Origin of the sequence: Ciceribacter sp. L1K22 (assembly GCF_017599385.1) — a bacterium.
Taxonomy (GTDB): domain Bacteria; phylum Pseudomonadota; class Alphaproteobacteria; order Rhizobiales; family Rhizobiaceae; genus Allorhizobium.
Genome location: NZ_JAGFPK010000001.1, coordinates 2,601,765 through 2,615,482 on the forward strand (window position 1 = coordinate 2,601,765; position 13,718 = coordinate 2,615,482).

General features: G+C 63.4%; 12 protein-coding genes and 1 riboswitch. Of the genes, 3 read left to right on the forward strand and 9 right to left on the reverse strand.

What is annotated here, in order from left to right; translation table 11 throughout:
• Positions 1-11: 11 nt before the first annotated feature.
• Positions 12-158: a hypothetical protein gene (locus J5J09_RS13005; RefSeq protein WP_208551322.1), complete on the reverse strand. Its 147-nt coding sequence runs from the start codon at positions 156-158 to the stop codon at positions 12-14.
• Here J5J09_RS13005 and J5J09_RS13010 point away from each other — a divergent pair.
• Complete coding sequence (locus tag J5J09_RS13010) at positions 148-522, forward strand: hypothetical protein (protein WP_208551323.1); 375 nt, start codon at positions 148-150, stop codon at positions 520-522. The two genes, J5J09_RS13005 and J5J09_RS13010, sit on opposite strands and share 11 nt — an antisense overlap.
• Positions 523-1,072: 550 nt before the next feature.
• Here the strand turns inward: J5J09_RS13010 and J5J09_RS13015 are convergent.
• The 6 genes from J5J09_RS13015 to J5J09_RS13040 form a co-directional block, all read right to left on the reverse strand.
• Complete coding sequence (locus J5J09_RS13015) at positions 1,073-1,681, reverse strand: ABC-type transport auxiliary lipoprotein family protein (RefSeq protein ID WP_208551324.1); 609 nt, start codon at positions 1,679-1,681, stop codon at positions 1,073-1,075.
• 29 nt (positions 1,682-1,710) lie between these two features.
• A complete protein-coding gene (locus J5J09_RS13020; protein WP_208551325.1) occupies positions 1,711-3,081 on the reverse strand; it encodes an MlaD family protein in 1,371 nt (456 codons plus the stop codon).
• A 9-nt stretch (positions 3,082-3,090) separates the two neighbouring features.
• Positions 3,091-3,906, reverse strand: a complete 816-nt coding sequence (locus tag J5J09_RS13025; RefSeq protein WP_246745837.1) for an ABC transporter ATP-binding protein — start codon at positions 3,904-3,906, stop codon at positions 3,091-3,093.
• Between the two features lie 11 nt (positions 3,907-3,917).
• Positions 3,918-5,039, reverse strand: coding sequence for an MlaE family lipid ABC transporter permease subunit (locus tag J5J09_RS13030; protein WP_348646482.1), 1,122 nt, complete (start codon positions 5,037-5,039; stop codon positions 3,918-3,920).
• Between the two features lie 196 nt (positions 5,040-5,235).
• On the reverse strand, positions 5,236-6,081 hold the full coding sequence (locus J5J09_RS13035) for a UDP-2,3-diacylglucosamine diphosphatase (protein WP_208551328.1): 846 nt from the start codon (positions 6,079-6,081) through the stop codon (positions 5,236-5,238).
• A gap of 97 nt (positions 6,082-6,178) precedes the next feature.
• Entirely contained in the window at positions 6,179-6,922 is a 744-nt protein-coding gene (locus J5J09_RS13040; protein ID WP_208551329.1) for a hypothetical protein, read from the reverse strand.
• Positions 6,923-7,132: 210 nt separating this feature from the next.
• Between J5J09_RS13040 and J5J09_RS13045 the strand changes: the two genes are divergently transcribed.
• Complete coding sequence (locus tag J5J09_RS13045; protein WP_208551330.1) at positions 7,133-9,445, forward strand: NADP-dependent malic enzyme; 2,313 nt, start codon at positions 7,133-7,135, stop codon at positions 9,443-9,445.
• Between the two features lie 171 nt (positions 9,446-9,616).
• On the forward strand, positions 9,617-10,675 hold the full coding sequence (locus tag J5J09_RS23030; RefSeq protein WP_208551331.1) for a DUF2865 domain-containing protein: 1,059 nt from the start codon (positions 9,617-9,619) through the stop codon (positions 10,673-10,675).
• Positions 10,676-10,734: 59 nt separating this feature from the next.
• Here J5J09_RS23030 and J5J09_RS13055 read toward each other — a convergent pair whose 3' ends face one another.
• A complete protein-coding gene (locus J5J09_RS13055; RefSeq protein WP_208551332.1) occupies positions 10,735-12,603 on the reverse strand; it encodes a HAMP domain-containing methyl-accepting chemotaxis protein in 1,869 nt (622 codons plus the stop codon).
• 169 nt (positions 12,604-12,772) lie between these two features.
• Positions 12,773-13,456: a 5,6-dimethylbenzimidazole synthase gene (gene bluB, locus J5J09_RS13060; protein WP_208551333.1), complete on the reverse strand. Its 684-nt coding sequence runs from the start codon at positions 13,454-13,456 to the stop codon at positions 12,773-12,775.
• 45 nt (positions 13,457-13,501) lie between these two features.
• A riboswitch (cobalamin riboswitch) is annotated at positions 13,502-13,698 on the reverse strand.
• Positions 13,699-13,718 lie beyond the last annotated feature (20 nt).

Consider the following 13,718-nt stretch of genomic DNA (forward strand, 5'->3'; position numbering starts at 1 on the left):
AAAGCCGCCGCTCACCCGGCGGCTTTTTCGTTGGTGGCCGGGCAGGCCGTCGAAGCCGGAAACGCTAAGATTTTATTGATGATATAAATCGCAGCGAAAGAAACCCTGAGTAGCATCGCCTGAAAGCCGTCAGCCTCGGAGTGAATCATGATCAGCATCCTTCTTTCTATCGTGGCGGCCTTCGGCCTGACGATCATGAAGGGCTGGCTCGTTTGCCAGGATCTAACTGCGGGACGGTACAAGCCTCGCAATTTCGCTGTGCTTGCCGTGTTGTGGTTGGTGGTGGTCGTGCCGGGCATCCATCGAGTCTGTACTGATATCTATTGTCGTTACGGCATTCGTCTTGGCTGGTTGCTCGACGGCTTCGTACAATCCGCCAGCGCAAACGCGAACATACAGATCACCTACGCTCTCCTCACCGCGTTGGCTCTGTTGTCGGTCTACGTGTTCGGGCATCTCCTCGGTTTGATTTTCTATGGGTTTCAGCGTGCCTTCAAAGCCTGGGATCCCCGAGCGCAGTAATCAAACGAAATTAGAGCAGCAAAAAACCCCGGCCGGGCGAAAACCCTCCGGTTGGTGACTGTTCATTCTGTTGTCCCTCCGAAGAAGGACGGGGCACCGGCGCTGCCGGGTATGCGGTATGCCATGCGGTGTCGTTCGTGGCAGCTTTATCGGCGCCCCGTTCGGCAATTAAGTCTCCCGGTCTGATCCATGCCAGCATCGGCGCCACCCGATGCCTCCTCCGGTCGACACGTGTCAGTTGCCGTCCGGTCTCTGCGGCGACGCATCTGGCGTCGCCGTGGCATGCCTCATTCCGGTCGGCCCTCGGGGATGAAGGATCGCGTCCGCTCCCACCCGCCCAGGCGCCGGTCCCGCCTCGCCGGCACGTCTGCCGGTGTATCCAAAGCGGAACGGGAGAATTGTCTCACGACCTGGAAAAAGGGGGACGCGGAGCAAAGAATATTTTTCAAAAATTTTTCGGGGTCGAAGTCGAGGTCGCCAGTATCTCAACAAAAACAAAGCCCTGGACGATGCCAGGGCCATAATCTTTTTTTTCAAGCGGAAAGCGCCGTCAGATATTCGACAGCGTCCACGACACGATCTGCGCCGATACCTGGCCGAAAGCTCGGTCGAGCGCGGAGATATAGGCTGGGTTCTGTGTGCCCGATGCGGGGACGGTGGCGCGAAACACCTGCTGCGCCTTAACCGTGCCGTTCCGGTCGTTGAGCAGCTTGACGGAGATCTCGACGATCGCCCGGTCGGCACCATTGGTATCGATCTCGAAGGCCCTGATGTCGGTGACCAGCTGGTAGTCGATCGCAAGTCCCTGCCCCGGCTTGCCGACGCCGCCGAGACGGCCGGTGTTCTCGAAGGTCTCGACGAGCTTGGCCTGGACCACCTTCGGCAGGCTGTCGCTCCATTGGGCACCGGAGAGATACTGAACCTCCGAACCCGAGAGACGGACGACGACCTGTTCGCTGTCGAGCACCTTGAGCGCGGTCGGATCGGGGACCAGCAGCTGCCGCGAGCGCGCGGAGGACGAGGCCTCTATCGCGGCCGCCGAAAGATCGAAGGTGTCGTTCTTGGCACCCGTGCCGCAGCCGGACAGCGCTGCCAGGCAAACCGCGACAACGGCGGCGGTGACACCCCGGCGATACGCAAGACGCTCCGATACACCCATGACTAGCCCGCCTTCCCGCATCTCTGTCCTCAACGCCTTGTCCGCCCGTCATACTGCTTGACGGTTTCCCCGCCGAAAAGCAACCGCTGCGGATTTTCGTCGAAATTGCTCACAGCCGAATTCAGCGTGCGCACCGCATCGCGCGTCTCGCCGACCAGCGACTGGATGTCTCTCAGCCCCGTACCGGAGAACCGCGCCAGGTTGGCGGCGATGGGGCCGATCTGGGCATTGAGGTTGTCGGCAACCGCCCGGATCGATTCGAGCGTCCGGCGCGCCTCGGCCGAGAGCGACTTGGTGTCGTCGGTACCGAGTAGTTCGTCGACCTTCCTGAGGATACTGTCGACACGGTCGGAGGAATTGTTGAGCTTGTTGGCAAGCTGCGTGAAGTCGGTGATCGCCTGGTCGATGTCCTGCTGGCGTCCGCTGACATTCTTGCCGACTTCCGCGAAGGAGGAGATCGCCTCCCGCGCTTCGCCGGTGGCGACAGAGATGTCGTCGACCGCCTTGCCGATCTTCTGGCTGTCGACGGCGGCGATCAGCTGGTCGACCCGGTCGAGCGTCTCGTTGGCGCTGGCGCCGAACTGCTTGAAATTCGCGATCGTCGCCTCGAATTCGTCGATGACCGGACCCGCCTTCGCCGACACGTCGGCGGCATTGCGGCTCACCGTCTCCACATTCGACAGGATCGTGTCGATCTTCTTCGCATCGACCGCCCGCACCAGATCCTCAACCGCCGTCAGCGTCGAATCGAGACGGCCGGAGAGACCTGTGACCGTATCGGACAGCGCGCTCACGCTGGTGAGGAACTTGTCGACACCATCGGCATTGTCGGCGAGCGCCTTGGAAAAGGTCTCGGCATTGCGAACGGTGTTCGTCAGCGGCGTACGCGCATCGGCGATGAAACCCTGCAGATCGCCGATCGCGCTGTCGGCGCGCTGCAGGATCTTGTCAGCGGTCGCGAGCAGGTTCGTAACGCTCGACTGGTCGGCGACGAGCACGGCCGGCTCGTCCCGCTCGATCGAATCCCTGAGGATTTCCCGATCGCCCGGCTCCCCGCCGGAAAGTTCGATATAGGCAGCACCCGTCAGCCCCTGGATCTCAAGGACCGCCGTGCTCGACGCGGTGACCGGTGCATCGGCCCGGATTTCGGTCATGGCGATCGAATACTTCGGATCGGCCTTGTCGATGAACAGGCTGCGCACCGAACCGACCGCAATACCGTTGAAGCGCACGGGAGAGCCGACGCTCAGCCCGTTGGCGGAACCTGGAATGCGGATGATCAGCTGCGCCGTCGGGCCGCCGCGGCCGTATTCGGACATCCAGTAGATGAAGCCGAAGGCGGCGAAGATCACGACGACCGCGAAAAATCCGACGATTGCGTAGTTGGCTCTGGTTTCCATGTCGTTACGTCACTTCATCGGATTTTCGCCCGCCTCGGAGGCCGGCACAATGGATCGGGCCCGCTTGCCGCGGAAATAGGAGCGCACCCAGGGATCGTCGCAGGCGAGCATATCGTCTATCGTACCCTCGACCAAGACCCGCTTCTCGCCGAGTACCGCAATTCGGTCGCAGACGGAAAACAGGCTGTCGAGGTCGTGCGTCACCATATAGACCGTCAGCCCCAGCGTGTCGCAGAGCCTTGCGATCAGATCATCGAACTCGGCCGCGCCAATGGGGTCAAGACCGGAGGTCGGCTCGTCGAGGAAGACCAGATCGGGATCGAGCGCCAGCGCGCGGGCAAGCGCGGCGCGCTTGATCATGCCGCCGGACAGCTCGGACGGATACTTGTCCGCCGCATCCTCCTGCAAGCCGACCAGCTTGATCTTCAGATGCGCCAGTTCGTCCATCAGCCATTGCGGCAGGTCGAGATATTCGCGCATCGGCAGCTGGATGTTCTCCTTGACGGTCAGCGAGGAAAAGAGCGCCCCATGCTGGAACAGCACCCCTAAACGCATGTCGAGCCGTGCGCGTTCCTCCTGCGTCGCATTATCGTAATCCGTGCCGAGAATTTCGATCCGCCCCGCACGACGCGGCAGCAGGCGCAGGATCGTCCGCATGAGCACAGACTTGCCGGCGCCCGACGCGCCGACGAAACCGAGGATCTCGCCGCGATAGATGTCGAGGTCGAGATGATCCAGAACGATCTTGGGTCCGAAGCCCACGGTGACACCGTGCACCGACAGTACGACCTCGCGTCCCGACTTGCCCTGCCTCTTCTCGTCCAAAGCGTCGCTCCTCAAAAATCGATCGCCGAATAGAACATGGCGAACAGGGCATCCACGAGGATGACGACGAAAATGGACTTCACCACCGAAGCGGTAACGTGGTGGCCGAGCGACTCCGCACTGCCGCCGACCTTCATGCCCTCGACGGCGGCGACGACACCGATGAGCAGCGCCATGAACGGCGCCTTGATCATGCCCGACGCGACGGTCGAATAGTCGATCGCATCGTGCAGGCGCGAGATGAACACCTCATAGGTGACGCCGGAATAGACATTGGCAATTATCGCGGCGCCGACGAGCGCCGAGAAATTGGCGATCACCGCAAGCAGCGGCAAGGCGATGGTGAGCGCCACGAGGCGCGGAAAGACCAACACGCCGATCGGATTGAGGCCGATGACCTTGAGCGCATCGACCTCCTCGCGCATCTTCATCGAGCCGATTTCGGCCGTGATGGCGCTGCCGGAGCGGCCGGCGATCATGATCGCCGTCAAGAGCACGCCGATCTCACGCAGTTGGAGAATGCCGACGAGATCGACGACGAAGACTTCCGCCCCGAAATAGCGAAGTTGGAAAGCGCCCTGCTGGGCGATGATCGCGCCGATCAGGAAGGACATCAGCGCGATGATCGGAACGGCGCGCACGCCCATGTGGTCGAGCTGGTTGACGACGGCCGCAGGCGAGACGCCGCCGCCACGGCCAAGTTTCATCTGCGCGCCGCGCACGGCAGAGCCGACGACGTAGAGCATCGCGACGACATCGTCGAAAAGGTCGTAGGCGCCCTTTCCGATCGGCGTGAAGATACGTTGAAAAAGGGCAGGCTTCGGGCCTTTGCCGGCCTCGGTCTCGACCCTCTCCGGCAGGGCCTCGACCAGGTCGGTCATGATCGCGGACGCGCCGACGAGACGAACCTCCGCCCCGGCCTTGCGCCGGGTCACCAGAAGCCGCTTGACGAGCCACGCGCCGGTCGTGTCCATGTCCGTGACGCCGCTGAGATCGATGTCGACCCGGCCTCCGCCTCCGGACGCGCCAAGTTCGTCCAGAGGCTGGAGCACACCGCCGATGCTGGTATTGAGCCAGGCGCCCGACAGGCGCAGCTGCGCATCCGCTCCTCCGCCGGAACTGGCGAGCTCGATCCGTGCGCTGTCAGGATGAACGGGCTTCAAGCTGCTGCCATCTCCGCTTGCTCGATACATACAGACGCCGCGAGTCACGCCAAACGGCTCGCGGACGCCGGACTATAGACAAGCCTTGGGCAAAAAGCACCCGTCCGCAACCGTTAAGCAGCAGGCGTCTCCATATCGCAACAGCAGACCGAAAGCCCTGCCGAAATCACGCCGCCTGGACGTCTTCGGCCTTCGCCCCTTCCGGCAGCAAAACCGGTACGGCGGGCGCGGCGAGCAGCTTCACCTTCTTCGGCATGGCGATCATGTGACCCCAGGAAATCATCTCGAACCGGCCGTCGAAATGCTCGACAACGGCCGTGCAGCTTTCGACCCAGTCGCCCGTGTTGATGTAGTGGATACCGTCGATATCCTCCATCACGGCATGATGGATGTGGCCGCAAATCACGCCGTCGACCTCGTTGCGGCGGGCCTCCTCGGCCACGACCCGCTGGAACTCGCCGATGAAGTTGACGGCCTGCTTGACCTGCTGCTTGGCCCAGGCGGAGAATGACCAGTAGGGCATTCCGAGACGACGCCGCACGGCCGACAGCACGACGTTGATCGAAATCGCCGCGTCATAGGCCCAGTCGCCGAGATAGGCGAGCAGGCGGGCATTGCGCACCACGACGTCGAACTCGTCGCCATGCAGGACGAGATACTTCTTGCCGTCGGCGGCTTCATGGATGATGCGCTCGGCCACTTCGATCCCGCCGAAATGCGTGCCGGGAAAATCGCGGAGAAACTCGTCGTGATTGCCCGGGATGTAAACGATATGCGTTCCCTTGCGCGCCTTGCGCAGCAGTTTCTGCACCACGTCGTTGCAGTCTTGCGGCCAGAACCAGCTGCGCTTCAGGCGCCAGCCGTCGACGATGTCGCCGACCAGCACGATCTTTTCCGCCTCGTGCTCGCGCAGGAAGTCGAGCAGGAAATCCGTCTTGGCCGCCTTCGAACCGAGGTGGACGTCGGAGATGAACAGCGTTCTGTACTTGCGGGGTTCAGAATGGGAAGTCATGATCATGGCCTCTCGCCTCATCAGCGTTTGGCCTTCCAAGATCAGACTCTTGTATCAGGAAGATGACAGCGCTGGCGAAGCCGCGTGCGGATTCGGATCAGCCGGCGCATCCCGTCGTGTAGTTGACCTGCATCTCGCCGCTGGAACGCTTGCTGAACATGGCCAGATAACCCTGCTTCCCGTTGACGCGCGTGACACACCACGGCCCTGTCCCGTTGGTATCGAAACAGGCCCAGATCGGCACGCAGCTGCCGGCCGGGATGCTGAAATGCACCGGCTGGTCGAAACCGATCTTCGCCCTGAAGTTCAGCCCTGTCAGAACGGTGACGTTAACGGGCTTGGTGTAGGCGGTGGAATTGCGTGGCAGAGACGTGGGAAGGCCGAGCTCGTAATCGGTGGCGCAACTGTCGCCGCTGCCGCGCTTGACGCAGGAAACACCGCGGACGAAGGCTTCCCGTGCCCCCACCGGCACCGAACCGCTTCCGGCCACCCGTGGCGCAGCACCCGCCGGCGCCGGTGTGGTGCGCTTGAAGCGGATCTCGGCACCGGACGACAGATATGTCACGAGGTCGCCGCCCGATGGTTTCAGCCGCGCCACCGACTTGTCGAGAACGGTTCTTAGATCGACCAGATCGCCTGACATCCGCCACTGGGTGACGAAGGCCCAGTCGCCCGAGCAGAAATTCGTCTCGGCCTGGAGGTTGCCGAGGATGTCGCCGCCCTTGAGGTGCAGGGTGCAGCCCTTGTAGGTCCAGGTTCCGACGTAGAAATTGTTGGCCCCGGCCGTGCCCACGCCCCAGAGCATGAGACCGAAGGCAATCAGCAAGCATCTCAGTGCCATCCTCACCTCGGTTCGCCCTCCGGTGCTCAAGTCGTCTCTAACGGGTTGAGCGCATGGCCCTTCACCCGGCACCGCGGCACAGACTGTCATGATGGGGTAACCCTGTCACGTCACAAAATCGCCAGCAATTGGCGGCGGGTACTCCCAGCGTGCGCCATTTGGTGTATGCAGGAATCGATTGAACTTAAGACGACCGCACGCGGGGACAGCATGGATACGAGCGACACGACCAAGAAACCAATCGGCACGGTGCCGGCAGATCTGGACGAACAGGCGCTGTTCTACCACCGCTATCCGCGCCCCGGTAAGCTCGAGATTCAGGCGACCAAGCCCCTTGGCAACCAGCGCGACCTGGCGCTGGCCTACTCGCCGGGCGTCGCAGCCCCCTGCCTTGCGATCCGCGACGATCCGGAAACCGCTTTCGACTACACCGGGCGCGGCAACCTCGTCGCCGTTGTCTCGAATGGCAGCGCCGTCCTCGGCCTTGGCAACATCGGTCCGCTCGCCTCCAAGCCGGTGATGGAAGGCAAGGCGGTCCTCTTCAAGAAGTTCGCCGGCATCGACGTCTTCGACATCGAGATCGAGGCGCCGCTGGTCGACCAGATGGTCAGCACAGTCGCCGCGCTCGAGCCCACCTTCGGCGGCATCAACCTCGAGGACATCAAGGCGCCGGAATGCTTCGAGGTGGAGCGACAGCTGCGCGAGAAGATGAATATCCCCGTCTTCCACGACGACCAGCACGGCACCGCAATCATCGTCGCAGCCGCGATCCTGAACGGCCTTGAACTGGCCGGCAAGTCGATCGCCAGCGCCAAGATCGTCGCCTCGGGCGCGGGTGCGGCAGCCCTCGCCTGCCTCAATCTGCTCGTCGAGCTTGGCGCCAGACGCGAAAACATCTGGGTCCACGACATCGAAGGCCTTGTCTATGTCGGCCGCGAAGCCCTGATGGACCAGTGGAAGGCCGTTTACGCGCAGGACAGCGACAAGCGCGAGCTGTCGCAATCGATCGACGGCGCCGACGTCTTCCTCGGCCTCTCCGCCGCCGGCGTCTTGAAGCCGGACCTGCTGGAGCGCATGGCGGAAAACCCGCTGATCATGGCGCTGGCCAATCCCACGCCCGAGATCATGCCCGACCTGGCGCGCGCCGCCCGTCCCGACGCAATGATCTGCACCGGCCGCTCGGACTTCCCGAATCAGGTCAACAACGTCCTCTGCTTCCCCTATATTTTCAGGGGCGCGTTGGACTGCGGCGCCACGACCATCAACGAGGAAATGAAACTGGCCGCGGTCCGCGCCATCGCCGCGCTGGCGCGCGAGGAAGTCTCCGAGGTCGCGGCCAAGGCCTATACCGGCGAATCCCCGACCTTCGGCCCGAATTACCTGATCCCCTCGCCCTTCGATCCGCGCCTTATCCTGCGCATCGCCCCGGCCGTGGCGCGTGCCGCGGCTGAGACCGGCGTGGCGCGACGGCCGATCGCCGATTTCGACGTTTACATGGATCAGCTGAACCGCTTCGTGTTCCGCTCCGGCTTCGTCATGAAGCCGATCTTCGCCGCCGCCAAGAAGGCCGAGAAGAAGCGGGTGATCTTTGCCGAGGGCGAGGACGAACGCGTGCTGCGCGCCGCTCAGGTGCTGATCGAGGAAGGAACGGGCCGTCCGATCCTGATCGGTCGTCCGCAGATCATCGAGACGCGCCTCAAACGCTTCGGCCTGCGCATCCGCGCCGGTGCCGACTTCGAACTGGTCAATCCCGAAGACGATCCGCGCTACCGCGAATATGTCGACGAGTATTTCGCCCTTGTCGGCCGTGCCGGCGTCAACCCCGAGGCAGCGCGCACCATCGTGCGCACCAGCAACACGGTGATCGGCGCGCTTGCCGTGCGCCGGGGCGATGCCGATGCTCTGATCTGCGGCCTCGAAGGCCGTTTCGACCGTCACTTGCGCGATGTTAGGCAGATCATCGGCAAGAAGCCCGGCGTCTGCGCCTTCTCCGGCCTCAGCCTGTTGATCTCGCAACGCGGCGCGATCTTCTTCACCGACACCTTCGTGACATACAACCCGTCGGCCGCGGAGATCGCCGAAATGACGGTGCTCGCCGCCCAGGAAATCCGCCGCTTCGGCATCACGCCGCGTGCGGCGCTTGTGGCCCATTCGAACTTCGGCTCGCGCGATTCCGAAAGCGCCCGCAAGATGCGCGAAGCGCTGGTGCTCGTCCGCGAGCTGGCCCCCGATTTGGAAGTGGACGGCGAAATGCAGGGCGGTTCGGCGCTGTCGGAAAGCCTGCGCAAGCGTGCCATGCCGGACAGCACGCTGACCGGCGAGGCCAACCTGCTGGTGTTCCCCAACCTCGACGCGGCCAACATCTCGCTCGGCATCGTCCGGACGATGATGGACGCGCTGCATGTCGGCCCGATCCTGCTCGGCGCCGCCCTGCCCGCCCACATCCTGTCGACCTCGGTGACGTCGAGAGGCGTGGTCAACATGGCAGCGCTCGCGGTCGTAGAGGCTGAACAGCCCGTCTGATCCACCGCTCCAGATAGTCGGCGCGACACCCCGAAGGATGTCGCGCCTCCGGCCTCGCCCCGCCGCCATTAAGCAAAACCGCCATAAGCGGTTGGCCTTGTGGCACCGCTTGGTTATGGTGAGGGCGGAACAGGCGGAAGCCGTCCCGCCCCGGCCCCACAGGATGAACGCGTGAAACAACGCCGCCCATTGCTGCAGTTGATTTCCCTGGCTTTGCTCCTTGCCACGCAGGCAGGCGGAGCCGAGGCCTCGCTCGTCTGCGACAGGCTGCGCATGAAGCTCGCCAACACGCCGGAGAGCGAGGCGACGACGGCCGAAATCCGCAGTTATTCCAGCGCAATAGCCAGACAGAACCTGGAGATCCGCAAGACGATCCAGGACCGGAAACGCCTCGGCTGCACGAGCGGGAGCATCACCGTGGTCAGCGAGCCGTCAGGCTGCGACGTTCTGAATGACGCGCTCGACCGGATGGAGAACAACAAGCGCATCCTGACCTCGAAGCGCGAAGGCCTAGAGCGCAGCGTCGGCCAGCAGGCGGCGCGCAACCGCGTTCTCGCGGCCATGCGCACCAATGGCTGCGGAGACGGTCCGGCCGCCGACCTGGCCTCGGCGGTTATCGAAGACGACGCGATGATCGGCGAACTGCGTATCCCGAACGAGGGGCTGGACACCGATGGCGGCTGGACGCTGAGCCCGTCGGACCGGGTAGGCACGCTCCGGACGCTCTGTGTGCGGACTTGCGACGGCGCCTTTTTCCCGATCTCGTCGAATGCCACGCCGCTGAGCTTCCGGCGGGACGCGGCGATGTGCCAGCAGATGTGCCCCGGCACAGAGACCGAGCTCTACTACCACTCGATCATGAAACAGGAATCGGCTGAGATGGTGTCGGCCACGACCGGCCGGCCCTATCGCGAAATGCCCGGCGCCTTCGCCTATCTGGGCCGCGCCTCCTCCAAGGACCCCTCCTGCAGCTGCAACCTGTCGGCCTACTACGACCGCGCCAGGCAGTCGCAGCCGTCGTTTGGCCGGGAAGAGCAGCCCTATTCGTCGATCAAGCAGATAAGAACCCGCCCCGCCAAGCCGGATGAACCGATCGAGGCGCGCGAACGCCCCTACGATCCGGCCAGGGACAAGGTACGTCAGGTCGGCCCGACCTTCCTGCCGACGGAAACAAGCAGCATCGACCTGAAGAACCCGGCGCTCGACGGCCCGCAACCGCTGCAGCAGTGACGCTTGGCCGCCCAAATGCAAAGAGCCGCCCGATCGGCGGCTCCTGCGGTATCGGTGTGTCACGCGGCGCGTGACAAGCGGGGCTGCCGCTCCTGTGAAAGCCGGAACTGGCCGATCTGGCCGCTCATGTCCTCGGCTTCGCCCGCGAGTTTGTGTGCGGACGCGGTCATTTCCTCGACCATGGCGGCGTTCTGCTGCGTGACCTGATCCATCTGCGAAATCGCCGAATTGATCTCGCTGAGGCCCATGGCCTGCTCGCGAGCACCCGTCACGATGTGGCGGATGTCATCGTTGATCTGGAGCACCTGCTGCTGGATCAGCGACAGGATTTCGCCGGACTGGTTGACCAGCGACACGCCATTGCTGACGGCACCGTTCGACTGACTGATCAGCGCGGCGATCTCCTTGGCGGCGGTCGCGGAGCGTTGCGCCAGTTCGCGGACTTCCTGGGCGACCACGGCGAAGCCCTTGCCGGCATCGCCAGCACGCGCGGCCTCGACGCCGGCGTTGAGCGCGAGCAGGTTGGTCTGGAAGGCGATCTCGTCGATGACGCCGATGATCTGGCCGATCTGCGAGGAACTCCGCTCGATATCGCCCATGGCCTTGATCGCGTTGCGCACGATACCGTCCGACTGGTCGGCCCGCTTGCTCGCCTCGGCGACCTTCTGGCCCGCCTCGTCGGCGATACGGGAGGCGTTCTTCACCGTGTCGGTGATTTGTCCGAGAGCCGCTGCGGTCTCTTCGAGCGCTGCCGCCTGCTGCTCGGTCCGCCGCGCCAGGCCGTCTGAGGCGGAACGCATCTCGGCCGAGTCGCCACGGATTTCGTCGGAGATGTTCGAGATATCGGTCATCGCCCGCTGAAGCTTCTCCGCCGACTGGTTGAAGTTGAGGCGAAGCCGGTCGTATTCGCCGTCGAAGGTGGTGTGGATACGGGCCGTCAGGTCACCCCCGGCAAGACGGTCGAGCGCGTCGGCCAGAACGTCGACCGTCGACTTAGACCGATTGAATTCGGCGGTCCGCCGCGCCTCTTCCGACGAGCGCATGTCATCCATTTCCAGCCTGCGACGCTTGTCTTCCTCGTCCGCATGCTGCTTGGCGAGAAGGTTCTCTCGGAACTTGACGAAGGCGCGGGCCAGATCTCCGATCTCGTCGCGGCGATCGGCGCCGTCGAGCGAGACCGACAGGTTTCCTTCGGCAAGGCCGTTCATGGCGCCGGTCGCCCGCGTCAACGGCCGCATCAGGCGCCGCGACACGAAAAACGCCAGCGCGATGCCGCACAGCACGGTGAAAGCGCCAAGCAGCTCCATAACCAGCAGCATCCGGGCGCCGTTCGCCTGCACGCTGACCAGCGCCGCCCCGGCCTCGGCGTCGCTTTTCGCGACGATGCCGGAGACGATCGACGTCATCGATTCCACTTCGGCCTGCAGCGCGTCGGACACGGCGTCGAAATTGCCCATGAGGACATTGCCCTTCTCCGGCCCACCCGCGATATAGGCGTTGGCCATCTCGATGCCGCCGGCGTGGAACTCATCGTACCGCGCGACGAGCTGACCAATGGCGGAGGCCAGTTCGGGTGAATTGAGTTTCGACGCGAGCTGCGTAATGCCACCCGCATATTCGTTTAGATGCCGCGCCTCTTCCTCGGCGAGCGCGAAACCGTCATCGAGACCGTCTCTGCCCTGTGTAGCCGAAATATCGGTCAGCGATTCCTGCGTGCTGACAACGGAGAGCTCGACATTCTTCTGGAGCGTCACCAGCTCGCGGATGAGCAGCGCTTCGTTCTGTGTGCGCTCATGCAGGTCAATCACATCAGCGAGCTGCCGCTGACCAACAATATCCGAGATGACAAGCGATCCGGCGCTCAGGGCAACGAGGCCCGCCACGGCAAGGGGCACCGCCCGGCCAAGTCTAACATTTCCAAAAGACATGATTTCTCCGCTCAAACACTCTCGTGCGCAGCAACCGCCCCTAGGGGGATCAAAGATCCCGCATAGGCAGCTCGTTGCCGTTACGTGATGCTGAAATTAGTAATCGTCCTTTAAAATAACATTAAACATATGATGCAGCTTTTAAGCGACCGATCGAATTCAGACACCTTTAGGACGAAGGCCATGTCTCCTCGAAGACGAGTTCATCGAGCGGCATCCGCTGGCGCCAGCCCTTGATCGCAAGCTCCGGCTGATCATAGAGCCTCTCGACATAGCCGAGACAGAACCAGCCGATGATTTCCACATGCTCGGGAATGTTGAGGAGGACGCGCAGATCCTCCTGGTGGAAGATGCTGACCCAGCCCATGCCGATCCCCTCAGCCCTCGCCGCGAGCCAGAGGTTCTGCACCGCGCAGACGGAGGAATAGCTATCCATGCGAGGGTTATGGGTCCGGCCAAGGACCACCGGACCGCTCCGCGTCGGGTCGCAGGTGACGCAGATGCCGACGGGCGCCTTGCGGATGCCCTCCAGCTTCAGCCGCATGTATGCGTCACGACGCTCCTGCGGAAACATGGCCGCCGCCTCCTCGTTGGCACGGCTGAAGGCTTGCCAGACAGCCTGCCGCTTCGCCGCGTCGCGCACCACGATGAAGTTCCAGGGCTGCATGAAGCCGACGGAGGGCGCGGCGTGGGCGGCTTCCAGCAGGCGCCGCACCAGGGTATCGGGCAGCGGGTCGGGCAGGAACTGGTCGCGCACGTCGCGGCGCGTATGAATGGCGCGGTAGACCGCTTCCCGCTCTTCCGGCGAAAAGGCAGCGGCCCGCACGAGATGGTCGTTCGGTTCGTCGTGCATCGTCAAATCCCCAACGGTGCATGCGACCGCCTGCCGTCCACGCAGGCAAAGCCTATCTTGTCGGGCCGGTCTTCTGGCTCGGCTTCCTCTGCCTTTCCCACCTTCCCGGCGAAACCGCCAGTGGCCTGAGCAATCGCTCCTTGAGAAAGGCATCCGCCTCACAGCGTTGGGCACGCACCGGATTTCCACCGGCTTCCCGATTCTCCCCCGTCGCCGAGGGCACCTGACGATGATGTTCTAGCGCGCCCGGAGGGCAAGGCAA

Excerpts from the sequence above, each read along its gene's own strand:
- J5J09_RS13015 (WP_208551324.1), bottom strand. The coding sequence starts at position 1,681 with ATGGGTGTATCGGAGCGTCTTGCGTATCGCCGGGGTGTCACCGCCGCC.
- J5J09_RS13055 (WP_208551332.1), bottom strand. The coding sequence starts at position 12,603 with ATGTCTTTTGGAAATGTTAGACTTGGCCGGGCGGTGCCCCTTGCCGTG.
- J5J09_RS13010 (WP_208551323.1), top strand. The coding sequence starts at position 148 with ATGATCAGCATCCTTCTTTCTATCGTGGCGGCCTTCGGCCTGACGATC.
- J5J09_RS13005 (WP_208551322.1), bottom strand. The coding sequence starts at position 158 with ATGCTGATCATGATTCACTCCGAGGCTGACGGCTTTCAGGCGATGCTA.
- bluB (WP_208551333.1), bottom strand. The coding sequence starts at position 13,456 with ATGCACGACGAACCGAACGACCATCTCGTGCGGGCCGCTGCCTTTTCG.
- J5J09_RS13020 (WP_208551325.1), bottom strand. The coding sequence starts at position 3,081 with ATGGAAACCAGAGCCAACTACGCAATCGTCGGATTTTTCGCGGTCGTC.
- J5J09_RS13035 (WP_208551328.1), bottom strand. The coding sequence starts at position 6,081 with ATGACTTCCCATTCTGAACCCCGCAAGTACAGAACGCTGTTCATCTCC.
- J5J09_RS13045 (WP_208551330.1), top strand. The coding sequence starts at position 7,133 with ATGGATACGAGCGACACGACCAAGAAACCAATCGGCACGGTGCCGGCA.
- J5J09_RS13040 (WP_208551329.1), bottom strand. The coding sequence starts at position 6,922 with ATGGCACTGAGATGCTTGCTGATTGCCTTCGGTCTCATGCTCTGGGGC.